This is a genomic window from Chryseobacterium sp. BGA-UO-ETr-SB22 (assembly GCF_059567885.1).
On sequence record NZ_JCAQOV010000005.1, the window covers coordinates 2,365,156 to 2,391,993 of the forward strand.

Below are 26,838 nucleotides of genomic sequence, written 5' to 3' on the forward strand. Positions count from 1 at the left end.
ATCTGAAAGAAATACTCTTGAAATTGGATAATTATAAGTTTTTAACCTTTTCCGAAGTCTTTAAATGATTAAATTAGCCCAGAATTAAAATGCGCTGAGATTTCTATGAAAAATATATTCTATGTCTTGCTTATTTCAATGGCACAGCCTGTACTGGCACAAACCAAATTAGAAAAAGCAATTACCAATCTTGAGGATAATTATGAACAGGAGAAAGTATACTTGCTTACTGACAAATCACAATATGCTGCCGGTGACAAAATATGGTTCAAAAGCTTTGTATTTGACGGATATAACCGTTCTGCGTTATCCACTACCCTATTTGTAGAATTGTACAATGCTGACAAAAAATTAATAGACTGGAAAACGGTACTTCTTACGAATGGTGAAGGCAGCGGAGATTTTCAACTGAAAGAAGACCTTCCTGAGCAGGTTTATTTTGTGAGAGCTTATACGCCTTACATGACCAATTTTAATGAAGATTTTCAAATCGTTAAAACACTTCCGGTATACAACCCCAACTCCACAGAATCATTAGTAATTTCTAAAAATTCAGATTGGTCTGCAAAAGCCTTTCCGGAAGGCGGGACTTTCATCAACGGGATGCCAACCAAATTCGCCGTAAGACTATCTGCCAATTCTTCTTTGCCTGAAAGCTGGACCGGAAAAATAATCGATGTACAAAATCCAAAAACTCCCGTCACTACATTCAAATCTTTTGATAAAAATGTTGCTTCTTTTACAATAACTCCCGCATCAGGAAAAAAATACCAGGCTGTCATCCAGGATAATACCGGGAAAAGCCAGACAATAGATCTTCCACAGGCTGCAGACAGCGGTCTGAATGTAGAAATTTTCAGTTCTAAAGAAGGAATCAAATATACCTTAAAAGGCGTTAATCTAAAACAGCAGCTTCAGGGGTATAAAATTGTCGGACTTATCAATAACCATCTTGCTTACAGAGCGAATATCAATCATTTAACCAATGAAGCTTCAAGTCTTATTCCTACAAAGATCAGCAATGGAGCCAACGGTGTTTTACAATTAGCAGTTTTTGATGAGCAGGACAACCTTGTAGCCCAAAGACTTTGCTTTATAAAACCGGGGGATTTAAAGATTGAAAAAGCAGAAATAGTAGGTCAGAGTTTAAAACCAACTCCAAGAGCTTTCAACAGCATAGATCTCTCTCCGGAATCTTATTTCAAAAACTATACTGTTGTGGTGAGTGATAATGACGGTACCCAAACTCCGGAAGAAGAAAACATTCTGAGCGGACTTTGGTTAACGGGAGATTTTACGACAAGAATAGACAGCCCTGCACAGTATTTTTCTAAAAATGCCAATAGTGAAGCGCTGGATGCTCTGCTTATTTCTGAAAACTGGAAAAGATTCGACTGGAATTCCGTACTCAGCGGCACTGCTCCTACCATTAAAACCAAATCTCAACAATATCTTTCTTACAGAGTAAAACCTATTAAAAACAATGCTCTACTGATCAATTCTGACGTAAATTTAGTATTGCAGCTAGGTAAAAATCAACCTGCCTTTAATCAATTTAAAACAGATCAAAACGGGTATGTTTATTTAAATAATCTTAACAATGATGAACCTGTGAATGTTTCATTATTCGTCAATTCAGAAAATAAAGAATCGAATACTGATAATTTATTCGTTACTGTAGAACCGTTGGTAAATCCCTCAGAATTTAAAGGTAATTTCCCGAGTACAAAATATACATTGGTAAAAGGCAATAAAAGCAAAACCCTTCCTCCAGCCATTTCCAGAGCCATCAACACTCAAAAAAATTATAAAAAAACAGAGAGTAATGATATACAAATTCAGGAAGTAGCATTGGTAGGAAAAAAGAAAGACCCGAAAGAAGAATTAGACAAACAACTATCCAGCGGAATGTTCAGTTCTGAAAATTCTACTGTGTTTGACTTTGTGAATGAAGATCAGCATGCTTCAGGATCTACCAATATATTAGACTGGCTGCAAGGAAAAGCAGCAGGTTTAACACTTCAAAGAAATAATTCAGGAGTAAACGTACCTTATATTCGTGGTCAGCAGGCTAAGCTGTATTTAGATGAGGTACTCACTGATGGTTCGATGATTTCGTCTCTTCCTGTAAGTAATATTGCGATGGTAAAAATTATTAAAGGATCAGGGTTAATAGGCGATGCCGTAGCCATCTACACCATGAAAGGCAATATGAAATCTAAGACCAATGTAAAAGAAACGCTAAAGAACAATTCTGCTATCATCAAAGGATATGATAAGCCTTCGGAGTTTCTTGTGGAAATGATAGATGATGATGCTCCTGCAAAAATTGAAAATGACACCCGGGAAACGCTGTACTGGAACCCGAATTTATTTGACAGTGATTACGTTCCTCCAAGAATTAAATTCTTCAATAATGACAGCGCAAAACAATATAAAGTACTGATTATAAGCTTTGATGAAGACGACCATCTTCTTTTTGATCAGCAGATTTTAAAATAGTCATCCAAAAAGATTCCAGAGATCATAATATCGGGACAGGCCTGAAAACAGACCTGTCCCTTTTATTAACACATTAAAAAACACACACAATATAAGTTTTCAAATAATAACAACGTATTAAAACTAACTTCTATTGATTTATTGTTCTAGTTTATAAACAAGATTTTTTATTTCGGATGAGCTTAGCTCTGTTTTTGTTTCTGTTTTTAAAATATTTTTTAAAATTGTAAGGTGAGCGGCTTTTAAAGCATCTTTAGCTTTTACCTTCTGATCAGGAGCGACACCAATATGTTCCCAGTTTTTATGATCTATTAAAGAGCTTACTTTTCCTGTTGGAACGAGCAATAAATATTGATTTTGTATGACAAAATGATCTACCGGATTGGCTGCTCCCGGTGTTTTCTCGCCTATTACTTCAGCCAGTTTATGTTGCTGCAAAAAGTAAGCAAGCGCTTCTGCTGCAGAAAAAGTACTTTCACTGGTAAGGATATAGATTTTTTTATGGAGATATTTTGCCCCCAAAACATCGGGTTGTGTGCTGTTCACCACGGTTTTATCCTCATGTCTGAAATAGGTTGTATAAAGGTCTGTTTTTTTATCAAAAAAATAACTGCAGAACAGGAGAAGCATTTCATTATCTCCACCTTCATTTTCTCTGAGATCAATAATCAGGGAGTTGGTATTGGCAACAAAATTCATGGCAGCAGCCAAGGTAGGCGCACTGGACTTTGAGGAAGCAAACCCTTTATAATTAATATACCCTATATTTCCCTTCAATCGCTGAACACTTTCAAAACCAAAATTCTCAAGACTGTTGTGAAAATCATGCAGTTTTTCCTTTTCTTTCTCATCAACCACCTTTTCGGGGCTATAGTTTTCCAGATATCTAAAAGAAAAATGGTAGTCTTTGATATCCGATCTCAGCTTCTGAGCGAGAAGCGCTGCAAAATCATTTTTATTCAGCTTATTAAATGTTCCTTTTTTAAGGTCACTTTGAAATGAAGAATCTACTTTTTTATAAGCTTCCTGATCAATATAATAACGCTTCACTTTTTCTGTAATTTCAGAAAGAACGATTGTTTTATCATCCTTCTGTGCGTACGATAACAGGGAATGAAAAAGAACGATTCCGGTCAGTAATTTTTTCATGTGAAACGGGTATTTATTTATTTTTGCTGGTGATATCAATCTTTGTCTCCAGCGCATCTCTGGTTAAGATAACAGTGCTTAGCTTTCCATTGCTGAAATCGAATTTTAATAGATTCGGATAATCTACAATGGCAAAAAGTCCATTTTCCAGATATATCAATTCATTGTCATTTTTTCCTTTAAAATAGTCTAAAAACTGATTTTCAACATACAGACGATTGTTTCTTTCTACAATTTTTGTATCCGCTCCTTGCCCATAAAGAAAGTCGTTGTATGTACCGATGAGTTGTTTTTTTACGCTTACCGGAATCTCCTGTGCCTTTTGATCTGCCCGCTTATTATTCCAATCCATTAATTCCAGAATTTTTATCCTTGTCTGGTTTATTACCGGGATACGGTTAGGTTTTTCACCATTTGCAAGAACTACAAAGCCATTACCATCTTTCATAGTCGCAAAAATACTTCCTCCAACTCCGGTATTAGAACCACTGCACATCAACCAGTCATAGTTGTTATAAGCTACAGATCTCTGCCACCCATTACCCCATCCGCCGACAGCATTTTTCAAAGCCGTTACTTCTGCTACTTTTTTGGCAACCTGATGAGAAATCACTTTGTTATTTTTATTGCGTAAAGCATTTTGTATCTCAATAGAAAGCTTAGCCAGATCTGTAGGGGTAGACCATACTCCTGATGCTCCAACCTGTGGGGTAATTGGCAAGCCTGTTTTAATAACTTTTGCGTCTTTATCATGAACAGAAGCAACATTCGTTGGAAATCCCTTTTCATTAGGCTGTATCATGGTAGTATTCTTCATACCAAGGGGTGAAAAGATATATTCCTGAGCAAGTTCTGCAATAGATTTATTCAAAGTATCTTCTAACGCCATTTGAACAATTACATAGCCGCCTCCGCTATATGCAAAATCAGTTCCTGATGTGAATAGAAATTCAATTTCCTTACCATATCCCGGGATCTGCCCTAGAAGACTTTCTTTTATATTGGGAATTTTATCTCCTACGTAATAATCTGAAAATCCACCTTGACTTGTCCCTGAAGTATGGTTAAAAAACTGTTTCCAGGTTGGGCTGTTATTTTCAGTAAACTTGCTTTTTGGCAGATGCCAGCGTTTTAAATACTTATCTATAGGGTCATTCAGATTAATCAACCCTTTCTCTTCAAGGATATGGCAAAGAAGTGCCGTTATGGGTTTTGTAATAGAAGCTGTGGAAAAAGCAGTATTTTCATCAAGCTTTTCTTTAGAATTCATTGATTTTACTCCAACCTGATTCGAGTAGACAATCTTATAGTTTTCAAAAACAACAAGACTAAATCCCGGAAGTTTATATTTCTCCAATTGTTTTTCAGCATGTAAACTGTCTGTAATAAAACTATAGTCTTTTTTTTGAGACATTGCTGTGTGACCTGCATTGCATCCCGTCATTACTATGATAAGAATCAGTAGGTAGATAAAGCTTTTCATGGTGTGATTTTTTGTGTTAAAATGGCGATATTGGATTATACTTATTTCAGAACGGTATCATAAATTTTGTTCATCAGATCCTGTCTCATTTTTGAGTTTCTCTGATCAAGAAGGATAATGAAACCCCATTTTTTTGCTCTGTTGTAACATATAATGGAAGACTGACCCATAGAATCTCCTGATTTAAAATAAATTGTATTTTTATCATCTGTTAAGATCCCTAAACCTAATCCCATTTCTCTTTTTTCATCTTTATAAAAGATTTTTTCCTCAATGGTAGCCGCCTGCCCTATTCTCGTTTTATTATTTAATACAGCTTTTAGAAACTTGACCATATCAACAGCATTAGATTTCACTAATCCCGCGGGTGCTGTAATATTCCAGTTGAAGAATTCCTGAATTCCTCCTTCCGGATTGTGGGCAGTTGTTCTGTTTTTTACATTAAAATCTTTCGTGAATGTAGTGGTCATTTTCAACGGCTGAATAAGTTGGTCTCTGATAATGATATCATAGCTCTTACCATAGATTCTTTCCAGGATCTGCCCCAGCAAAGTATAGCCCATGGTAGAATATCTGTATTTACCATAATCTTTCAGCTCACTGCAATTATTGATAATGGAGGTCAGTGTATTTTGAGTAACACCGCTTACTGGCTGCTGTGGATTCTGCTCAATCAGTTTTGCAAAATCTATATCAGGTAAACCAGATTGATGGGATGCCAGATCTAAAACTCTAATCTTGTTTTTAAGATTCTGGTTCAATACATATTCCTTCGGAAGATAACCGTCTATATAATCATCTAATTTTATTTTATGATCAATAACTGCCTGGGCAATTAAATTGGAAGTTAAAATTTTAGTGATGGACGCAATTTCGAATAGAGAGTTTTTGTCAATTTTAGTCTGGCTTTCCGCATTCAGATTACCATAGGAAGTATAATACTCTTCGTTGTTACTGATGAAGCCAACACTGATCCCAACATTAGGATTTTTTTTATAATTATCCTGTATAATAGAATCAATCTTTGTGGAAGTATTTTGTCCAAAAGAAAAGCTGCTGATGAATAAGAATAGTGCTAAAAGTGAGAATGAAGTTTTCATTGTATCGTTTTTTAAATGTTAAAAATTTATTTCGATACAAAGATGTGAAAGACGCTGAAGCTATGCGACCGAATAAAAGTAATCGATCCCAATAATCAGGAAAAATAAGTACGAATCTTTAATGAAAAGAGTACGAGTAATTACAAAGTGCTGTTTTCTAAGTTTTTACGATAGTAAGTTGGTGTATTACCAGTATGCTTTTTAAAGGCAGTATTAAAGGATGATTTTGAATTAAAACCCACTTCATACAGAATTTCAAGAATCGTCACCTTGCTTTTTGTAACATCTTTTAAGATATTCATGGCATTTTCTATACGATAGGTATTTATAAAATCATAGAAATGCTGGCCTAATTGGTGATTGATCAAAAGTGATAAATCCCGGACAGGAATTTCAATTTCACTGGAAACTTCCTGAATGGTGAGAGAAGAGTTAAGAAAAGGTTTTTTCTCAATCATATAATTTTTTAATCTCAAAAGCTCTTCATTATACTCCTTATTACTGACCTCTGATTCTACATTATTTTTCTCTTCCGAAATCATCTCAGATACAAGCTTTAGTTTTGAATCTACGTTTCTGAAAAGACCCGGATTATTTAATGCTTTGAAAAGATACCAGCAGATAATAAAAGGAGAAGACAGTAAAAGCCCAATCTTTATCCCTTCCGAAATGTGGGGATAATCTGAAAATTTAAGAATATTTTTTATAAAAGCTATCGCATACAAAACAGTCCACACCACAGTAAACTGGAATAGCCAGTTATAGGAATTGATATTTTTTCCTGCATAATTTTCAAGATAGAGCTTCTTTGTTTTTCTTAATACCCTGAAAACGGCAACGAAATAGATAACCATCTGAACATGAATCAGAATATGAGTAAACTGCAGCTCTATCATGCTTTGTCGGTTTTCGATAAAGCTCATTTTTGATGCAAGATCTACAGCATAAAAACGCGGAAACAAAGCCAAATTGGCAATTAAAAACGGAATTACATGCAGTATATGTTTGGATTGAAGCCTGAAATCTGAATAACAGACAGATAAAACGTAGAGATAAAAAACCGGAACTTGCAGGAAAGCAAACGTATTTCTAAACATTCCAAGGTTAGATGGGCCATCAACCATCACATTAAACAAGGGTTCGCTAATATCTACAGCGTTGATCATTAGAAAAGCAGCAAACAAGCAATTACTTAGTTTGTGTTTTGTATTAACTGTAACGAGGAAAATAGCAAGAAGCACTGAAATGAACAAGGAAACCACACCTACAATAATTAATAAGTTACTTTTATCCATTCTTTATTCTTCTTTGTTTTTGGTTATTTTATTTTTAGTCTTTTTTATTGAAGGTTTTCCCATATTTGGGTTATCCCCCAAGATGTGCAAATATAAAAATTAGATTGACACTGACTAATTTTTTTCTCAATTGAATGAAGGAGGCCTTTTATTTCTTTAAAACGCAAAGATCAAGTTCAAACCGTTTTATCTTTAAGGGAGCTAAGAGTGCGACAAAGTCGCGGATGAAGCCATATGGCTATGTGTCCGCTTAGAAAAATCAATGAAATTGATTCCACCTTTGCTCCCTTGTAATAGGATAATGATAATAGTAAACCTTTGCGTTAAATCCTTAGCTTAACACTGTCATTCTGACGAAGGAAGAATCTCTCTGAAATAGATGAGATTCTTCACTACATTCCATTTCATTCAGAATGACAGCGTTGAAATTCAGATGTTTCTACACGAGCTACCCTTCATTACGACTGAGACAACCTCACTTCTTCCAGCTTCTACCTCCCTCTCCTTTCCAGCATAAGATGCCCCGCATCCAGCATTTTTATCAGATGAATATAGGGATTGACGATATTTCTTTCCGGCAGATTTTCATACATGCCCATTGAGAAATAGACAATTCCGGACATAAAATAATCAAACTCTTTGACACTGTATTCTTTGAATGCTTTTTTAAAAACCAACACTGGATTTTGGTATTCTTTCTCCGAAAGCAAGCCGAGAACCCATGGAGAAGGATTTTCCAACGGAGGATCAGCAACCCATTTCCTTCCTTCCAAATGGATGAGGTAGCACGCACGTACAAACGACCGCACCGCCTGATGAAACTGAAAAACTACTGACGGATCTTCATTGATCCAGCTGTTTCGCTTTATGGCGTAACTCATAATGCTGTTTAACTTCTCTTTAGAGGCTGCCAGGTCATTGAACTGGAAAAAGTTCTCCATCAGCTGTAACCCGGAACGCTTCTTACCGCCTTTCCAAAGCTGAGGTTCAAAATGCGTGCTTGTCTTTTTCATGTTTGTATTTTTTTATAAATGTAATAAAAAAAATCAAACGTGGGAATAATTACCCACAAGTTTTTATCTGTTTCTATTGAACTTGCTTTTTATTTAATTTAATATGTCTGTAACACCAGAAAAAATAGCATTCTTAAAAAGCTTCGGAAAGAGAATTGAAGCATTGAGAACCGAAAAAAACTTAAGCCTCAGACAATTATCACAAAACTGCGACATTGACTATAGTGATATTAGTAAGATTGAAAAAGGATTAAGAAATATTCAAATGTCTACTGTTTTAGAATTAGCAAAGGGGCTAGATATATCAACAAAAGAATTATTTGATTTCGATATTGACAAATAAAAATCCCATTATTACTGGAATTTTTTTATGCCTAAGCTTTGAAGATATTTTTCGTTGAAATCTTTAAAATTTCCGTGAAAATACTGAATCAAAATTTTAACGTGTTTTTTATTTTTGCTGTTTACGGAAAGCCGTAATGCATAAAAAGAAATGTTTTATATTTTTGGCGACACTAAATAATAACATTTATTAGCTAATATTTTTATTCTCTCAAAAAATTCTTTCACCTTATATAGTTATTAAATACTTTTGTATATTAAACGATTTTTACAAAATGAAAACTGACAACCTATACATCGATTTATTTGCTGGCTGTGGTGGCCTTTCTTTAGGACTACATAATGCAGGTTGGAATGGTTTATTCGCTATAGAGAAAAGCCCAGATGCTTTTAAAACATTAGAACACAATTTAATGAATAAGAAAAATCATTTTGATTGGCCTGAATGGTTACCTAAACAAAATCATGATATTAACTCTGTTCTCAAAACTCATGAAAAAAACTTAAAATCCTTGAGAGGAACGGTATCACTTATTGCTGGAGGTCCACCTTGCCAGGGGTTTTCAATGGCAGGTAGACGTAATGAAACTGACGAACGTAATGACCTAATAAACTCATATATTAAATTTGTAGAATATGTTAAGCCAAAAATCATTTTTTTTGAAAATGTTAGGGGTTTTACTATGGAATTCAAAAAAAATAAAGAGAAAGGGATTGCTTACTCTTCAGTTGTAACACAAAAATTGCAAAGCCTTGGATATTATGTAAAAGGGAAACTAGTAAATTTTGGAGAATATGGAGTTCCACAGAAACGAACTAGATTCATACTTATTGGTATTAGAAATGATCTTCAAAATTCATCTCAAGAATTAGTTGATGACTTTTTCTTGTCTCTTCAATATAAATCTTTTAGTTTTCTACAAAAAAGAGGATTGTCTAAAGATACTAACTTACAAGATGCTATTTCTGATCTTCTTAAATCAAATGGAACAGAAGAATCACCAGATACAAAGAGCTTTCAAGCAGGAAAATATGGTCAACAACAATCTTCATATCAAAGATACATGCGAAAAAGGATCCGTCGTGAAGTTGCGGATAGTCATAGATTTTCAAAACATACATCAATAACTTTAGAAAGGTTTAAAATAATACTTGAGTTATCAATTAACCGCAGGAATCTTGATTTAAGTAAAGATGTTCGTGAAAGATATAATTTAAAAAAGCATACTATAATACCGTTATGTGGAGCAAGTAAAAGCCCTACTATTACAACTCTTCCAGATGATTACATACATTACTCTGAACCTCGTATACTCACCGTTAGAGAATATGCACGTATACAGTCTTTTCCAGATTGGTATGAATTTCAGGGCAAATATACAACCGGAGGAAAAAGAAGAACTCAAGAGGTTCCTCGTTATACTCAAATTGGTAATGCTATTCCACCTCTTTTTGCAGAACAAGCAGGTATAATACTTCAAAAACTCATAGTATAATGGCAAAAGTAAATTTTAGAACCAATGTATTATTAAAAAATATTATTGGCAAAGATTTAATTACTGATGATAATGTTGCAGTATTAGAATTAGTTAAAAACTCATTTGATGCTGGTTCTAATAATGCGAATATTATATTTAGAGACGTTATTACTAATCAAACACCCGAAGAATATAAAAAAACAAACAAGTCAAAATTTATACTTCGTGATAATGGTTCTGGGATGTCAGAATACGATTTAATAAACAAATGGTTAAATATTGCTTATTCTGATAAAAAATCTAAAAAACAAGAATTTAACAGAAATTTAGCTGGTAATAAAGGAGTTGGCAGATTTTCATGTGATAGACTTGGAAAATCGCTCGTTATATATACTAAAAAAATAAATAAACCTTTACTAAGACTATCAATTGACTGGACAAAATTTGAAAAAATAGATGATATTAAAAAAAACATTCAAGATATTGATTTTGATTTAGTTGAAATCTCTCCAACTAAATATATTCAAGAAACAGGTCTTGAAGTCTTTGATAATGGTACAACTTTATTTATAAGTAATTTAAGGGATATTTGGGATTTTGATAAAATAAAGTCTCTCAAGAGACAGCTTGAACGTTTTATAAATCCGAATCAAAACTTTGAATCTGAATCTTTTGATATTAATATTGAAGCAAATGAATTTATAAATTATGAATTAAATATTCCAGAAGTAGAAAAAATTAATGGTATAATTAAAAATAGGATTTTTAGTGAATTAAATTTTAAAGCTACTTATATTAATTCTATCATTTCTGAGGATGGAAAGCTAATTACAACAGAATTAATTGATCGGGGTAAGAAAATTTTCACCTTAGTTGAGCATAATTTATATACTTTATTAAAAAATATAGAAATTAATATTTATTATTTAAATCCTTATTCAAAAGCATATTTTAGAAGACAAACAGGTATTAGATCTGTCGACTTCGGTTCTATTTTTTTATTTATTAATGGTTTCAGAATACCACCATATGGTGATCAAGGTAATGATTGGTTAGGCATGGAAAGAAGAAAGGGTCAAGGATATAATAGATTTCTTGGAACTCGTGAAGTGATAGGAAGAATTGAAATTAATGGAGTTAATTTTGATGATGAAAGAGATGACTTCTTTATTATTTCCAACAGATCAGGTGTTGATAGTAATAAGCATTTTGAACAATTGACTAAAAATGATTCACCATATGGCTACTATTTTAAAATTTTCCGAAGGCTAGAAAGGTTTGTAGTAGAGGGGATTAAATGGGATAGTTCTTTAATAAAAGAGAATGAGATAGAAAAAAAAGTTTTAAATGATAAAAACTGGAGTGAATCAGATGAAAAATATATTGAGGATTCTTTGGAAAGGAATAAACGTATCATCTCTAATATAGAAAAAATTATAAATGTAAGGGGCGATGATGTTATATCGTTATCTATAAATAAGAAATTTGTTGAAGAATTAGCCCATGAGCAAGCCCAAAGAGCACACGAACAAATCAACTTTATCATTAATGAATTGAAAGGAAAGGATTTAACCTCATCCCAGTTAAATGATTTGATAGGAAAAATAAGTAAAACAAGTGCTAATTTAAAAAATTTTCCTTCAGAAAATTTTGAACTTGAAAATCTATTCAACGAAGTCCAAAATTTAAAGACTCAGTTAGAATCTGGATACAAAAAAAGGAAAGAGCTAGAAGATGAAACTATAAGACTCCAAAAAGAGCTAGAAATAGAGAAAGATAAAAATACTTATTTAAGGACTTCTTCTAGATCTTTAAGTGAAGATGCTAAAGGACTCATCCATAACATTAAAATAACATCAAAAAAAATCAGCACTACTGTTGATAATTTGTATTATAAAATCAGTGAAGAAACATATAAAAAAAATGATATATTAAAATCATTAGGAAATATAAAATTTCAAGCTGAAAAGGCATTGAAAATAAGTAAGATTATTACCCGATCGAATTTTAAGACAGATAAGAATGAACAGATCGTTGATATTGTTAAATATATCGAACAATATATTGAAATTTATTCAGATCTTTATGAGAAGACTCAAATGTCATTCAAAATCAATAGTAATAATGCTGAGCTTGTAAAAAAAGTTAGCTTGCTTGATATATCTATAATTCTTGATGATTTAATATCTAATGCTGAAAAAGCTGGGGCAAATAAAATATTAATTAATATCTCAAATATAGACAATAGTAACCTCAAGATTATTTTTAATGATAATGGCAATGGAGTAAATGATATTTTTTTGGATAATCCTGAAAGAATTTTTGAATTAGGAGTAACTACTACAGATGGCTCAGGAATAGGCCTTAATTCAGTTAGGACAGCTTTAAAGTCTATTCAAGGAAAAATAACTTTTCTAGGAAATAATTTATTTGAAAAAGGAGCAACGTTTGAAATATTAATTAATAATTAACCATGCAAAAAAATTGTATAATATTTGATAATGAAGATCAATCTGAAGAAATAGAAAAATTAGAAAGGGATGCAAAGTTAAGATATGGAATAACATTAACATGTGAACAATTTAATGTTGGTAGTACCGAAAAAACCGAGTTTCTAACTAGCGGTAAGATTGATATTTCTAAAGTTATTACCGAATTCAAAAAAAAATTTAGTAGAGGAGCAAATTTTCACATTGCTGCATTTGATTGGGACTTAGGAGATGATAAAATTGATGGAGTTGAACTTATAAGATTATTAAATGCTGATAAAATAATGTTAAAAACTCCTAAAATATTATATTCTGGATTACTTGAAGATAAAATATCCGGTCAGCTTGACGCTTTTAAAAAAAATCAAATAAAAAAAGATGGTTTGCTAAAACGGATAAAAGCTTTAATAAAAATAGATATTAAGGATTTTGTTGAAAGAGATGGTTATGAACAAGAAATCATTTCAACTATTTTGAAAGAAGAAGATTCACTGGATTTTTTAATTGAAAAGGAATTAGAAAAGTTTCCTGAAATGATTTTTAAAAATCGATTCGTAAGTGACAGTTTCAATGGAAAATCTTTTAAAGAGGTAAATGTACTTATATGCAATAATGATAGATTGAGAAATGAATTTAAAAAAGAGATTATTGAGCAAGTTATTGCTTATTTAACTACATCTTATAGCTAATGAAAAAAATTTTACTTATTCACCCACACGATAAAAGCACTAAATTTTTAAAAAGAATAAAAAATTGCCTAGTAAATAATTCTTCTAATTTAATTCATTACTATAATGTAAAGCCAAATGATAATTCACACGCAAATTGTATAAAATTAATTAAATCTATGCCTGAAGATAGCTTAATTATTTTTATGGGACATGGAACAAAAGATGTGTTATGCGGAAGTAAAAGTGATGATTATGAAATGTATGAATTCACTAGTGATGAAGCAATGCGTGAGAATCAATTTTATATTAATTATTATAAAACTGAATTTTTTAATGAGTCTAACTTTAATGTATTTGAAGGCAAATTATTTTTTTGCTTAGCTTGTAATTCACGTGATTTAAGTCAAAAAGTTATAAAAGATGGTGCAAAGGCATTTATTGGCTTTGGGAATTTACCCACTTCTAAAGAAGAATTTATTCAAGAGAAGACAAATTTTCCTTCAAAATATTTAGTAGCACAAATGAAATCCGAACTCAATTATATATTAAAAAAATCATTGTTAATTGCTATTCACAATTCTTATAATTTTGATCAATTACTTAATCTATTACATTTTTTTGCTAATCAAAGGATTGCACATCATTTAGCAAATAGAAAAAAGAAAAAGGAGCGGTTTATTTTGGCTGATCAATTATACTTCTTGAAAAAAAATTTGAAATTAGTTGGAGATAGACACATATTAATTACAGCCTGATTTCTTTACTTTCATTGCCCATGTTCCCGCATGAAAGTTACTTATATTTGAAACTCAGCGGAAATTCTAGAACACCTCTACACTTACCATATGAAAACAACACTTAGCTATCTGTTTATTCTGTTATATGCTCTTGTAAGTGGCCAGGAAAAATCTACCATTAATGACCTGCAGTTTTCTAACTATTTCGGGCATCCCAAAACCATAACAGAGATCACCACTTATTCACCGGAGAACATTTATAAAAATATTTCCTATTATGACAAAGAGGGGTTTCTGACAAAAATAGAATATTACAATGCGATCGGAAGCAGACCTTCTCATGAAAAATCTATCAATAAGATCATCACTTATAATTCAAAGGACAAAGCCAAACGCTATTTTGAAGCCTTTAATCCTGGAAATAAGAAGATAGAAACTACAGGTTATTTTGAAAAAGTTTCGGATTCTCTGTACAAAAGAATTTCAAATGATTCTGCTCACAATATATCTCTTAGCAAATTGTTTTATTTTGACAAAAATAACCGTCTTATAAAAACAGAAGAAACCGGAAATTTCTTTGAAACCTTAGTTAACAGCACTATTTTCTACACCTACATCAATGAAATGAGAAGTGAAACCATTCTAGAAGATGCCACTAAGCAAAAAAAATCTAAGCTCATTTATAAGAATATAAAACTTGATCCGCAGGCCAACTCCATTTATGAAGAATTAGTAGATGATCAGGGAGCAATACAACAAAAAACAGAAAGAGTATTTGAATATTATTAACCACGCTGGTTCAGCGCTTTCATAAAAAACATAGAATTCAATACAAAGGCTGAAGGCACTTTCAAAGAGCCTCCGGACATTTCCACAAGTATCCGGAAGGATTTTCCAAACTGTCTGCGACATCTTCAAAAATAATCTGCAACACTTACCCAAGTGTCCGGAACCACTTACAGAAATATCTTCAGCTTCTTCCCTGGTCGCTCTCACCACTTAAAAAACTGTCTGCAGACACTTAGATAAGTGTATATTGACAATCATACAAGTGTGTCCTGAAAGTTATAAACCACCTCCAGACCGTTATCTAAGGGGCTTTACCCACTTATCATACCCTCTCCAGGGACTTCGGAACAGCCTCTACCCTATTAAGTAAGGGGATCTACCCCCTTGGGTAAGGGGGTATAGGGGGTTGTATAAGGGGGTAAAGGGGGTTACATAAGGGGTTCGAGACCCTTATCATAGTGGCTGGAGGGACTTCTTAAGGGGGTAAAAGGCTAAAATAGGCTTTCTATACCACTACTCACCCTCCGAAGTCAACCAACTTTGGAGCATAGCAAAATTATTTGATTGGCTCAGCGTCAGAAGACTTTTCGCATCGGGATAGTAAAAAAAGCAGGATCTTTCAAAAGAAAATGCTAAATATTGCGTTTAATTCTTAAATTTGGCTCATGCGAAAGAATCTTTATCTCATCATCCTCTTATTTTCTCTTAGCAGCTGCTATACCTACCAGGTAAAAAAGCAAGTGGATACAGCGCCCGACAATAAGCAAGACTCTAAAAAAAATACAGCTATTGCTAATACTACTTCTCCGCAAATGAATAGTACAGCCGCCGCATCTCCAAGCCTGAACGCAGCACAAGCTCCTGCTCCCATCAATATTCAGGAGAAACTTGCCTCTGGCAAAAATGTTAAAATTGAAGTGAATGGCAAGAGTTATAAAGTAATCGTTGACCGATGGGAAAGCGACAGCCTTGTGGCACATCCGGTTCGTAATGCTAAACAAACGCTGAAATTCCATAAGAACCAGATCAATAGTGAGAAAATTGCGGAGAAACGCTTTTCACAACCCATCGCTGATATTCTTACAGTGACAGCGTATGCTGCAATTGGTGTCGGAATCTATCTTATTGTCCGCTAATATTTTTATTCATAAAATTTCATGACCGCGTTGGTGTAAAAAATATCTGCGGTTAAAATGAACTACAAAAGCCACAAATACTTCAACTGAAGGGGCAAACATTCCCCTCCTCCGGAGGGGTGGCAAAAATTCAAAAAAATTTTTGACGGGGTGGTCCTACACGCAAAACCATCAACAGTATAAAATATTCACAAACATCTGTGAAAATCTGCGAGATCTGCGGGAAATAAAACCACAAAAGGCACAAAAGCTTTCAAACACTTTAGTAGTTTTAGAGGATATCCTTGCGTAGAGTAAGTTCACATAAGGTTAAAAAAAATCTTTGATTTTTTACAGGCCTGCTCCATTAACCACAAACATCTGTGAAAATCTGTGAAATCTGTGGGAAATAAAACCACAAAAGGCACATCCGTTTTTAAACACTTTAAAGATTAGAGTTCAATGGAGAAAGCTTAAATAAGTTCTATATTTGAAGATCAACCAACACACCAATCCAAATGAAAAATAATACCTATGAAATACAACTCAGACCGACTGTAGTAGCTGATCTGGATACTCTTTTCGAATTTCAGCTTGATCCTGAAGCCAATTATCTGGCAGCTTTTATTTCAAAGGATTCCACCAATAAAGAAGCCTATCTGGCCAAATTCACAAAATTGCTGGATGATCCCACCGTCAACAACCAGACCATTATGGCTGATACTGTAATTGCCGGAAGTATTGCCAAGTTTATCATGGAAGGCAATGCAGAAATCACCTATTGGATTGATAAACCTTTCTGGGGAAAAGGAGTTGCCACAACAGCATTGAAAGACTTTCTCACCCTTGAAACCACAAGACCTATTTTTGGACGTGTTGCTTTTGACAATCTGGGTTCACAAAAGGTATTGGAAAACTGTGGATTTGTTAAAATCGGTACAGATAAAGGCTTCGCCAATGCCAGACAAACCGAGATTGAGGAATTTATTTACAGACTCGACCGTTAATACAGCTATCTACAGCAAAGATTAATTGAAAGATTTCCTGAATTCTAAAGGGGAAAGCTTGGTTTTTGTTTTAAATAAATTACTGAACGACTGGGAATGCTCAAACCCCAGTGCATACGCCACTTCACTTACAGACAGGCTGGTGGTAGAAAGCATTTCTTTGGCCTGGCTGATCAGTTTGTCATGAATATGCTGCTGGGTACTCTGCCCCGTTAAGGAACGCAGCATATCACTTAAATAACTGGGTGAAAGATGGAGATTTTCCGCAAAATAACTCACAGTGGGTATTCCTTTGCTAAGGGACATTTCATCTTTAAAATAAGCATCCAGCAGGTCTTCAAATTTTTGTAAAAGGGTGCTGCTTGTTGCTTTACGGGTAATGAACTGGCGTTTATAAAAACGATTGGCATAGTTAAGAAGCAGCTCTATCTGAGAAATCATCACATCATGGCTGAAATCATCAATACGGCTGTTGAGTTCAGATTCAATAAAATTAAAGATAGAAAGTACCGTATTTTTCTCTTCTTCAGAAAGATGCAGGGTTTCTTTCGTAGAATAGGAGAAAAAACCATATTGTCTGATTTTTCTCGCGATGGGATATCCCAGAAAGAAGTCAGGATGAATGAGCAGAGAATATTGTGAACAGACCGTATCACTGTTTCCGTTCCCTCCTATCACCTGGCCGGGTGCTGCAAAGAGCAGTCCGCCTTCATTAAAATCGTAGTAGCCTTGTCCGTATTCTATTCTGCCGTCCAGTTTGGGTTTATAGGATATTTTATAGAAACTCAGCACATGTTTTTGAGACAATTTATCGGTTGCCACCAGATTATGCGCCCCATTCATTAAGCTAATGAGAGGATGCTTGGGTGTTGGCAGTCCGAAAAACCGACTGGCCTCTGATAACGATTCAAATTTGAACGGAGTTTGATCTGTCTTTTTCATAAATGGTATTTTAAAGGTACGAAAAACCGGCTATAATTTTATAACCGGCTGTTACTGTTTGTTATGATCCCTGCGCTGCGCTGGAAACTTCATCCCAGGCTTCCCAAAGATTGATTCTTTCTGCATACACAGACTTCACCAAAGGAAGATTATGGCTTCCCAAATGAAAGCGCAACGGTGGATTTTCAGCATCTACCATTTTGAAGAGCGCTTCTGGTGTCGCCTTAGGATTTCCCCGTTCATAAGACTGAATGGTCTTTATAAATTCTGTCTTAAAGTCATTGTACACCTCCATGTTCTGAGAAAACTTCAGTGAGTCCTGACTTCCAAATTCTGTAGCATACGCTCCCGGCTCTATGACGGTTACTTTAATCCCGAATTGCTTGATCTCTTCCGCAAGACTCTCATGGATGGCTTCAAAAGCCCATTTGGAAGAACTGTAATATCCAATGACTGGCAATGTAACGTGTCCCAGATTACTTGAAGTCCCCAGAATATGCCCATATCCCTGCTCTCTTAATATCGGCAGTACCGCCTGAATGACACTTACAGGACCAAGAATATTGGTTTCATATAAAGCACGGATTTCATCTGCACCTGCCTCTTCTATGGTTCCTACCAGCGAATATCCTGCGTTGTTCAGTACGATATCCAGTTTCCCGAAATGCTGATGCGCTTTATGTACGGCTTCTTTTACCTGCTCAGGCTGGGTAACATCCAATGCTAAAGTCAGTACATTATCACCATATTTTTCTTTAAAATCGGCAATACTTTCCAGTTTTCTTGTGGTGGCTACCACTTTGTCACCACGTTCCAGCGCTGCTTCTGTCCAGATGCGTCCGAAACCTCTTGATGCTCCGGTAATGAACCAGATTCTATTTTGCTGTATCATAATTTTAAAATGTTTTTTTGATAAAGCAAAATTATAAAGCCTGTCTCCTCAAATTGTAGGCTAATCGCAGACCTTTGTAGGCGAATTGAGGATCTTTAAGTTGAAACAAAACCACAAGAATTTTAAACACTTAAACGAGCTTTGGAGGATATTCTTACGCAGAGTAAGGACAGATAAGTTTTTAAAAATCTTTGATTTTTTATAAGTATACAATCTTTATCGTGAACATCTGTGCAATCTGTGGTTAAAAACAAAACCACAAAAGTCACAAAAGCCTTAAACACTTTAGTAGTTTTTAGAGGATATCCTTATGCAGAATAAGTTCACATCAGTTTTTAAAAATTTTCGATTTTTCAGATGATTTTAAAGATTAGACAGCCAGATAGAAAGCTGAAAAAACATCCATCATATCATTAAAATCATCCATTTCCAGCGGTAGGTAATAAATGCAACTTTGCAACAGACAAAATAGAGAAGTACAACCTTAAAATGTAAACAAAATGTCTGTTTCAGATTTATTCAAACCCCTTACCTTTCTCCATGGTCCAGCCATGAGAAACCGTTTTATGCTGGCCCCTTTAACGAGTCAGCAAAGTGATTATGATGGTACAGCATCCCTATACGACCAACTCTGGATGGAACAGCTTGCACAGGGCGGTTACGGACTGATACAAACCAGTGCCTCTACTGTAGAAGCAGGAGCCATCGCCTTTGAACGCCAGCTGGGAATTCACAGTGACAAACACCTGCCGGGTTTAACGCAAATGGCCACAGCAATCCGTGAAGGAGGTACATTATCTGCTGTACAGCTGCACCACGCCGGACACAGGGCAAAACCGTCTGTAGGAGGAATACCTGCTCCTGCATCCAGTAAAACAGTCCCTAATATCAGAGCTATCACTACCGAGGAAGTGGGCCGAATCCGCGACAGTTTTATTGAAGCTGCCAGGAGGGCTCAGCTTTCAGGATTTGACGGAGTATCTGTTCATGGTGCTTTCGGATGGATTCTTTCGGAGTTTCTGTCTCCTAATCTCAACGACCGGGCGGATCAATATGGAGGCAGTATAGAAAACCGTGCCCGTTTCACCCTTGAAGTTATTGAAGGAATTCGCAAAGCCTGTGGTCCAGATTTTCAGATTGGCTGGCGTTTGTCTATTGAGCGGTATGGACTGCGTTTGGAAGAACTACGGGAAATCACCGCTGAAATTTTTGACAAAGAACTGATTGATTATCTTGATCTGGCACTTTGGGATTCTGCACAGCTGGTACGGGAAGGGACATTTCAGGGGAAAACGATGCTCAGTGTTTTCACAGAACTTCCGCGTAAAGGAGTCCGTTTGGGAGCAGCCGGAAAAATAATGAGCGCACAGCGTGCAGGAGAACTACTGGATGAAGGCTGTGATTTTGTCCTGATTGCGAGAGCCGGAATTCTGCAACGGGATTTCCCGCTTCAGGTAAAAGCCAACCCATTGTATGACAGCCCACAGCTTCCTGTAACCGCAGATTATCTTCGTGAAGGCGGTCTCAGTGAACGCTTCATTGAAACCATGAGAGGCTGGCAGACCTTTGTAAAACCGGGATCCTAATCTGTCTTTTTCCTGCTGATTCCTGTAAAGCGAACTTTCATATGAAGGTTCGCTATATTTTTTCAATAAGCCTATGCAGACCGGAAATCACCTGGAGCAGACAATGGTTTTAAGCTTGCAAAAATCTCCATTACAAAGTAAAAATCATCCATTCTTTAGCGCCCGTTATTCCCACATCTTTGCAGAGTAAATAAAATTTTCAAAATGAAAAAAACAGCAATTATTATTCTTTCTGATCCTAAAGCTGGTTCAGAAGAAGCTATGGGAAGAGTGTTTAATGCTTTGGCATCAGCATACGAGTTCAAACATGCAGGTGAAGAGGTAAAGATTATTTTCCAGGGTACGGGGATCAGATGGCCGGAACAGCTTGAAAAAGCAGATCACCCTATACATGGACTTTACAGTGAAGTAAAAGACTATGTTCACGGTCTTTCAAAAGGCTGCGTTGCCGTATTTGGAACTGAGGTTTCGGGATATGAATTACTCAACGAAAATGAAGTACAGGGAACTCCGGGACTGCCAAGTTTCCTAAGTCTCAGAAATGACGGATATGATATTTTGATTTTCTAACAGCTTTTCAATTGTCATGTATGTATCCTTGTCAAGGTTTAGAACCTTGACAAGGATTTTTTCCAGTAAAGAACGGATTGCTATGTCAAGAACTTTCTTCTTCCTTTGTTAAAAATATTAATTAAATTGCATAGATCATGTTATCACAGTCTGTATATACGCTCATCAATCAGCAGAATGGAAATCTGGCGTTCAAACTATTTGAGTTTGATAACAACAGTTATTTTGATCATATCCAGCGCAATAATTATTTTACGCTGATACTGATTACTTCAGGGGAAGGGGTTGCTACCGTAGATCTTTCGGATTATTCATTCAAAGAAAATACGTTGTTTGCATTGTATCCTTACCAGCCTTTTATGCTGCATTCCGTAGAACCGATTATGGGAATTGCGATCCAGTTTCACCATGATTTTTTCTGTATTTACAGACATCATAAAGAAATTGCAGCTAACGGTATTTTATTTAACAATGTCTATCAGCAGCCTTTTATCTGCCTGGATGAATTCAGTAAAAGTTCTGTTTTGAATCTGATCAGCGGAATTGCCAATGAGTTAAAAGCAGATGCTTTCAGGAAAGATGAGGTTTTGGTTTCTTATCTTAAAATCCTGCTGGTAACCGCTACAAGGATAAAACTGGAACAGCAGACGGTTCAGGATTCGGGAACGGCTCATATCAAGCAGCAGTTTCTTATTCAGAATCTTAAAAATGCGATAGAAGATCATTTCCGGACGAAACATTCTGCCAGTGATTATGCAGATTTATTGAATCAGACCCCTGCTTCACTCGCAAGGATTACAAAAAATCATTTTAATAAAACCCTTTCTGATCTGATCATGGAGCGAATCATCATTGAAGCCAAGAGAGAATTGTATCTTACGGACAAAACGATCAAAGAAATAGCGTATGAACTGGGCTATGAGGATGAATATTATTTCAGCAGGCTTTTTAAAAATAAAACAGATATCTCACCTCAGATGTACAGAAATACCATCGGGTTCAACAGAGGCTGCGAATCTTAATCAGAAATAACAATGAACAATTACAATGAATATATGCTTCAATGCATTGAACTCGCTAAGCAGGCATTGGAAAAGGGAAACCCTCCGGTAGGCTCTTTATTAGTTTATAATGACAAGATTATAGGCAGAGGCATTGAATCCGGAAAATCAAGCGGCGATATTACACAGCATGCTGAAATTCTGGCGGTAAAAGATGCGCTGGAAAATGGCTACAGAGATATGCTGGATAAGTCTGTGATGTTCTCTACACACGAGCCCTGCATCATGTGCTCCTACCTCATCAGACATCACAAAATTGCAAAAATTGTGTTTGGAGTTTCCGTTCCTTTGGTGGGCGGACAGTCTTCGGAATTTAAAATCCTTGAAACAGAAACCATTCCCAAATGGGGAAACAAACCTGAAATAGAAACAGGAATATTACAGCATGAATGTGAAGCACTGAATAAACAGTTTGCAGACTATCTCTCTCAACAGAAATAATTGCGATACAATTAAAAGCCCTTTCACAAGGTATATTGGAAGACAAAAGTATCATACGATGTAATATTCTTACCCATCCGGTTGTTTTATAAATGACTAGACCCACAAAGACGCATCATGAACTTTAAAATTGCATTACTACTTCTTCTTATTTCCAATTATTTTTTTTCCCAAACCATCAACCCGGAAAAACTAGATCAATACTTCAGTTATATTGAAAAGAATAATCTGGGAGTGGGCAGTTTGTCGATTTTTAAAAATGGTAAAGAGGTTTATTCTAAAAATTTCGGACAAAAAAACATCCCGGAATTCACTTATAATAAAGATACTAAATATCAGGTAGGCTCTGTGACCAAAATGATTACAGCCGTTTTAATTTTCAAGTTAATTGAAGAGAATAAACTGAATCTCAATACTCAACTTTCTGAGTTTTATCCTGAGATTCCCAATGCTGATAAAATTACTATTAAAAATCTATTGGAACATACCAGCGGGCTAGGAAGCTATGTGGTGAAAGATGGAGAAGTATGGGTTACCAGAAAAGTAAGTGACAAAGAGATAATGGATCTGATCATCAAACAGGGGAAGAGTTTTGAGCCCGGTGAAAAGGTGGCATATTCTAACTCTGCTTATTATCTTTTAACGAAAATTCTCGAAAGAAAATATGAAAAGTCTTTTTACAAAATCGTTCAATCAGAGATTATAAAACCTCTCCAATTAAAAAATTTCACACCTTTCAAAGCCCATCAAAAAAATATATTCCTGCCTTATCGTTATGAAAACAATTCCTGGAGTATGTTGAAAAAGGAAATAGACTTTCTCAATGTAATTGGCGTGGGTGATATCTCTTCAACACCATATGATCTGAATATTTTCATCAACAGCTTATTCCATAATGTCATTCTGAAAAAAGAAACGCTGAAACTGATGGAACCTGTATTGGGAAAAGAAAACTGGGGAAGAGGAATGGCAATCTGGGATTTTGACGGCATTACATTTTACGGTCATGGCGGCGATACCTTAGGATCACACGCCATTCTCATCTATAATAAAGAGGCAGATCTCTCCATCGCTTATGATACCAATGGTGAACGGCTTAAAAAGGAAGATTTCATAAAAAATGTGGTTAATCTGCTTTATAACAAAGAAATTACACTTCCTGAAGTCAAAAACAAATTGTAACAGATTATAATAGTTGCGCATGCATCTCAATAAAGCACTGTAAAGCCCTGGACTGGGGACCGTCTTTTCTGAAAACAAGAATGGTATTCATGGTTCCCAGCTGTTTATTCAGTCCATAAGTCTTAATGTCTCTTCCTGCGTAATATTTGGAAATAATTTCTTCCGGCAGAATACTGATTCCCAACCCTGCTTCCACGAAGTTGATCACTCCCTCAATAGAATTCAGGGTGGTACTTTTATAGTTCAGAATTCCCTTATGGCTTAACCAGGATTCTAATCTTTCCCTGAAAATACAGCCTTCATCAAATACGACAATCTTCAACGGTTCATTCGCAATGAGTGTCTGCAGATTCGGGCCTTTTGATGAGGCAAGAATGACAAGCTGTTCTTCTTTAATACAGATCTTCTCCAGTCCTTTGGCATTCACCGGAGCGGAAACAAAAGCTGCATCCAGCCTGTAATCCAGAACTCCGGAAAGCACTGAATCTCTTGTATCTGATTTAAACTCCAGCTCAATGCCGGGATATTTTTCATCGAAGGTATTGAGAATTTCAGGTACTTTCAATGCCATCGTGGTTTCTATACAGCCTATTTTCAGACATCCTCTGATATTTTCTCCGCTCCGGATATTATTTTTTGCTTCTTCCACCAAATGCTGAATCTGCTTAGAATACTGCATCAGGATCATGCCTTCGGAAGTAAGTTCTACCTTTCGGGAGGTACGTGAGAAAAGTTTAGCATCCAACTCATCTTCAAGACTTTTTATTCTTGCGGTAACATTCGACTGAACCGTAAACATCATGGAAGCAGCTTTAGTAAAACTGCCACTTTCTGCCACGGCTTCAAATATTTTTAAATCATTTATATTCATACCTATTAATCATTAAAAGTGATCACATTGATTATAATTAATCGTTTTCAGTAATCAAATATCTGTATTAATTTTGAACTATCAAAAAAATTAAATGAAAATAATTTCCAAACCATTCATTGCAGGCCTGTCGGTTGCCCTATTCACAAGCAATATGACAATGGCTCAATCTCATCAAAACTTAAATCTAAATAATCACATTATGGAAAACCATCCCACTCACTACCGCAACATCAAGGTCAATGATTTAAATCTGTTTTACAGAGAAGCAGGACCAGCGAATGCTCCTACAATACTTCTTCTACACGGATATCCTACCTCATCTCATATGTTTAGAAATCTGATTCCGATTTTAAGCAAAAAGTATCATGTCATTGCTCCGGATCTTCCCGGATTCGGTTATTCTGATGCTCCGGATCATCAGCAGTTCTCTTATACATTTGACAATCTTGCAGCAACAATGCAGGCATTTGTAGATCAACTTGGTATGAAACGTTTTGCAGTTTATATCTTTGATTATGGCGCTCCTGTAGGTTTACGTCTCGCCATGAATAATCCTGAGAAAATTACCGGTATCGTTTCTCAAAACGGAAATGCCTATGAAGAAGGACTAAGCAAAGAATGGAATCCTATACAGAAATACTGGAAAGACCCATCACAGGCAAACCGCCTTGCTTTAAAAGGTTTTGTTTCTAAAGAAGTTACGCTGTTTCAATATCAACATGGAGTTTCTGATCTTTCTTTAATTGCACCGGAAGCCTATACCCTTGATCAGAAATTTCTTGACAGACCGGGAAATGTAGAAATTCAATTGGATCTGGTAAAAGATTATAGAACCAATGTTGCTTTGTATCCAAAATTCCATGAATATTTCAGAAAACACCAACCGAAAGTATTATTGGTATGGGGAAATAAAGATCCTTATTTTCTTCCTGCAGGAGCTGAAGCTTATAAAAAGGATCTGCCGGATGCAAAATTAAAATTTTATGATACCGGACATTTCGCTCTGGAAACAAACGCTGAGGAAATAGGAGTTGAAATATTTGAATTTATGGGAACACTGCCTCAATAGTCAATGTAGGTTTAAACTATTCAAAAAGTAAACAAAATTATTGCATGAAAACAATTGTCATTAAAAACTACGGCGGGCCGGAAGTTCTGGAGGTAACGGAAAGCCCCACTCCTTTTATAACGGAGCCTTCACAGGTATTGGTGAAAGTGAGAGCCACTTCGGTAAACCCTCTGGATTATCAGGTAAGACGCGGAGACTATGCATCACACTTTGAATTGCCTCTCACAACCGGTCACGATATTGCCGGTGATGTTATCGCAGTAGGTGAAGCCGTGAAAAAGTGGAAACCTGGTGATAAAGTCTATTACTCCCCTCGTTTTGGTGGTCCGGGCAGCTATTCTGAATACCATGTTACCGACGAATCCTCATTATCAAGAATGCCTGCTACTCTTAGCTATGAGGAAGCAGCAGCCATTCCGCTTATTGGAGGAACAGTATGGGAAATGATCGTAGTAAGGGCTCATTTAAAAAAAGGAGACCGCATTCTCATCCTTGGAGGTGCAGGAGGTGTAGGCTCACTCGCCATACAGGTCGCTCATTCATTAGGTGCTTATGTATACACGACCGGACAAAGCAGTTTACATGAAAAACTTCAGCATCTGGGAGCGGATGTAATTATTGACCATCACAAAGACAACTGGGTTGAAAAAATACAGTCTTATACCCACGGAAAAGGTGTTGATGTGATTATTGATACAGTTGGAGGAAGTACGCTTTCAGACAGTCCGCTTGCTTTAGCTGATTATGGAACTGTTGTAACGTTGGTTGATATTGCCCAGCCACAAAACCTTATCCACGCCTGGGAAAAAAATGCTACCTATCATTTTGTTTTTACCCGACAAAGCAGGGATGAACTTCATCATATTACCCAATTAATAGAAACCGGACAGATACAACCAGTTATAGACAGCATCTACCCTCTTGAAGAGATTCAAAAAGCCCATCAGAGAATGGAGGATTCTAAACGGGACAGACCTCTATTAGGTAAAATAGTGCTATCATTATAAAGATGCATGAATAGCTCAAAAAATTTAAAAGTATCATTGAAATC

The 26,838-nt window shown here is 35.5% G+C and carries 24 protein-coding genes; 16 read left to right on the plus strand and 8 right to left on the minus strand.

Going from position 1 to position 26,838, the window contains the following annotated elements; genetic code table 11:
* The first annotated feature begins 105 nt into the window (after positions 1–105).
* The gene (locus AC57AW_RS18070) at positions 106–2,502 is read left to right on the plus strand and encodes a hypothetical protein (protein WP_496352991.1); all 2,397 of its coding nucleotides are present in this window, start codon (positions 106–108) and stop codon (positions 2,500–2,502) included.
* 138 nt (positions 2,503–2,640) lie between these two features.
* Here AC57AW_RS18070 and AC57AW_RS18075 read toward each other — a convergent pair whose 3' ends face one another.
* The 5 genes from AC57AW_RS18075 to AC57AW_RS18095 form a co-directional block, all read right to left on the minus strand.
* The gene (locus tag AC57AW_RS18075) at positions 2,641–3,651 is read right to left on the minus strand and encodes a S41 family peptidase (protein ID WP_496352992.1); all 1,011 of its coding nucleotides are present in this window, start codon (positions 3,649–3,651) and stop codon (positions 2,641–2,643) included.
* Positions 3,652–3,664: 13 nt separating this feature from the next.
* Entirely contained in the window at positions 3,665–5,134 is a 1,470-nt protein-coding gene (locus tag AC57AW_RS18080) for a serine hydrolase domain-containing protein (RefSeq protein ID WP_496352993.1), read from the minus strand.
* A 41-nt stretch (positions 5,135–5,175) separates the two neighbouring features.
* Positions 5,176–6,234, minus strand: coding sequence for a serine hydrolase domain-containing protein (locus tag AC57AW_RS18085; protein WP_496352994.1), 1,059 nt, complete (start codon positions 6,232–6,234; stop codon positions 5,176–5,178).
* Between the two features lie 140 nt (positions 6,235–6,374).
* The gene (locus AC57AW_RS18090) at positions 6,375–7,529 is read right to left on the minus strand and encodes a helix-turn-helix domain-containing protein (protein WP_496352995.1); all 1,155 of its coding nucleotides are present in this window, start codon (positions 7,527–7,529) and stop codon (positions 6,375–6,377) included.
* A 491-nt stretch (positions 7,530–8,020) separates the two neighbouring features.
* A complete protein-coding gene (locus AC57AW_RS18095; RefSeq protein ID WP_496352996.1) occupies positions 8,021–8,542 on the minus strand; it encodes a hypothetical protein in 522 nt (173 codons plus the stop codon).
* A 103-nt stretch (positions 8,543–8,645) separates the two neighbouring features.
* Between AC57AW_RS18095 and AC57AW_RS18100 the strand changes: the two genes are divergently transcribed.
* From AC57AW_RS18100 to AC57AW_RS18135, 8 genes are all read left to right on the plus strand, one after another.
* Positions 8,646–8,885: a helix-turn-helix domain-containing protein gene (locus tag AC57AW_RS18100; protein ID WP_223599564.1), complete on the plus strand. Its 240-nt coding sequence runs from the start codon at positions 8,646–8,648 to the stop codon at positions 8,883–8,885.
* Between the two features lie 274 nt (positions 8,886–9,159).
* On the plus strand, positions 9,160–10,380 hold the full coding sequence (locus AC57AW_RS18105) for a DNA cytosine methyltransferase (protein ID WP_496352997.1): 1,221 nt from the start codon (positions 9,160–9,162) through the stop codon (positions 10,378–10,380).
* Entirely contained in the window at positions 10,380–12,833 is a 2,454-nt protein-coding gene (locus AC57AW_RS18110; RefSeq protein ID WP_496352998.1) for a sensor histidine kinase, read from the plus strand. Before AC57AW_RS18105 ends, AC57AW_RS18110 begins: the two co-directional genes overlap by 1 nt.
* Positions 12,834–12,835: 2 nt before the next feature.
* Positions 12,836–13,540, plus strand: coding sequence for a hypothetical protein (locus AC57AW_RS18115; protein WP_223599561.1), 705 nt, complete (start codon positions 12,836–12,838; stop codon positions 13,538–13,540).
* Positions 13,540–14,277 carry a hypothetical protein gene (locus AC57AW_RS18120; RefSeq protein WP_223599560.1) on the plus strand — a complete coding sequence of 246 codons (738 nt, stop codon included), beginning with the start codon at positions 13,540–13,542 and terminating at the stop codon, positions 14,275–14,277. Before AC57AW_RS18115 ends, AC57AW_RS18120 begins: the two co-directional genes overlap by 1 nt.
* A gap of 90 nt (positions 14,278–14,367) precedes the next feature.
* Positions 14,368–15,048, plus strand: coding sequence for a hypothetical protein (locus AC57AW_RS18125; RefSeq protein ID WP_496352999.1), 681 nt, complete (start codon positions 14,368–14,370; stop codon positions 15,046–15,048).
* A 665-nt stretch (positions 15,049–15,713) separates the two neighbouring features.
* Positions 15,714–16,184 carry a hypothetical protein gene (locus tag AC57AW_RS18130; RefSeq protein WP_318848724.1) on the plus strand — a complete coding sequence of 157 codons (471 nt, stop codon included), beginning with the start codon at positions 15,714–15,716 and terminating at the stop codon, positions 16,182–16,184.
* A gap of 497 nt (positions 16,185–16,681) precedes the next feature.
* On the plus strand, positions 16,682–17,170 hold the full coding sequence (locus tag AC57AW_RS18135) for a GNAT family N-acetyltransferase (RefSeq protein ID WP_496353000.1): 489 nt from the start codon (positions 16,682–16,684) through the stop codon (positions 17,168–17,170).
* Between the two features lie 21 nt (positions 17,171–17,191).
* Here AC57AW_RS18135 and AC57AW_RS18140 read toward each other — a convergent pair whose 3' ends face one another.
* The gene (locus tag AC57AW_RS18140; RefSeq protein ID WP_496353001.1) at positions 17,192–18,112 is read right to left on the minus strand and encodes a helix-turn-helix domain-containing protein; all 921 of its coding nucleotides are present in this window, start codon (positions 18,110–18,112) and stop codon (positions 17,192–17,194) included.
* A gap of 61 nt (positions 18,113–18,173) precedes the next feature.
* Positions 18,174–19,004: an SDR family NAD(P)-dependent oxidoreductase gene (locus AC57AW_RS18145; RefSeq protein WP_496353002.1), complete on the minus strand. Its 831-nt coding sequence runs from the start codon at positions 19,002–19,004 to the stop codon at positions 18,174–18,176.
* Positions 19,005–19,504: 500 nt separating this feature from the next.
* Between AC57AW_RS18145 and AC57AW_RS18150 the strand changes: the two genes are divergently transcribed.
* The 5 genes from AC57AW_RS18150 (at position 19,505) to AC57AW_RS18170 (ending at position 23,844) form a co-directional block, all read left to right on the plus strand.
* Positions 19,505–20,590: an NADH:flavin oxidoreductase gene (locus AC57AW_RS18150; RefSeq protein WP_496353003.1), complete on the plus strand. Its 1,086-nt coding sequence runs from the start codon at positions 19,505–19,507 to the stop codon at positions 20,588–20,590.
* 204 nt (positions 20,591–20,794) lie between these two features.
* Positions 20,795–21,160 carry a DsrE family protein gene (locus AC57AW_RS18155; protein ID WP_496353004.1) on the plus strand — a complete coding sequence of 122 codons (366 nt, stop codon included), beginning with the start codon at positions 20,795–20,797 and terminating at the stop codon, positions 21,158–21,160.
* Positions 21,161–21,297: 137 nt separating this feature from the next.
* On the plus strand, positions 21,298–22,182 hold the full coding sequence (locus AC57AW_RS18160) for a helix-turn-helix domain-containing protein (RefSeq protein WP_496353005.1): 885 nt from the start codon (positions 21,298–21,300) through the stop codon (positions 22,180–22,182).
* Between the two features lie 12 nt (positions 22,183–22,194).
* Complete coding sequence (locus AC57AW_RS18165) at positions 22,195–22,662, plus strand: nucleoside deaminase (protein ID WP_496353006.1); 468 nt, start codon at positions 22,195–22,197, stop codon at positions 22,660–22,662.
* 117 nt (positions 22,663–22,779) lie between these two features.
* Complete coding sequence (locus AC57AW_RS18170) at positions 22,780–23,844, plus strand: serine hydrolase domain-containing protein (RefSeq protein ID WP_496353007.1); 1,065 nt, start codon at positions 22,780–22,782, stop codon at positions 23,842–23,844.
* Between the two features lie 4 nt (positions 23,845–23,848).
* Here the strand turns inward: AC57AW_RS18170 and AC57AW_RS18175 are convergent, their stop codons facing one another.
* Positions 23,849–24,715, minus strand: coding sequence for a LysR family transcriptional regulator (locus AC57AW_RS18175; RefSeq protein WP_496353008.1), 867 nt, complete (start codon positions 24,713–24,715; stop codon positions 23,849–23,851).
* Between the two features lie 94 nt (positions 24,716–24,809).
* Here AC57AW_RS18175 and AC57AW_RS18180 point away from each other — a divergent pair, with 94 nt between their 5' ends.
* Entirely contained in the window at positions 24,810–25,787 is a 978-nt protein-coding gene (locus AC57AW_RS18180; protein WP_496353009.1) for an alpha/beta fold hydrolase, read from the plus strand.
* Between the two features lie 44 nt (positions 25,788–25,831).
* Positions 25,832–26,794, plus strand: coding sequence for a zinc-binding dehydrogenase (locus tag AC57AW_RS18185; protein WP_496353010.1), 963 nt, complete (start codon positions 25,832–25,834; stop codon positions 26,792–26,794).
* Positions 26,795–26,838 lie beyond the last annotated feature (44 nt).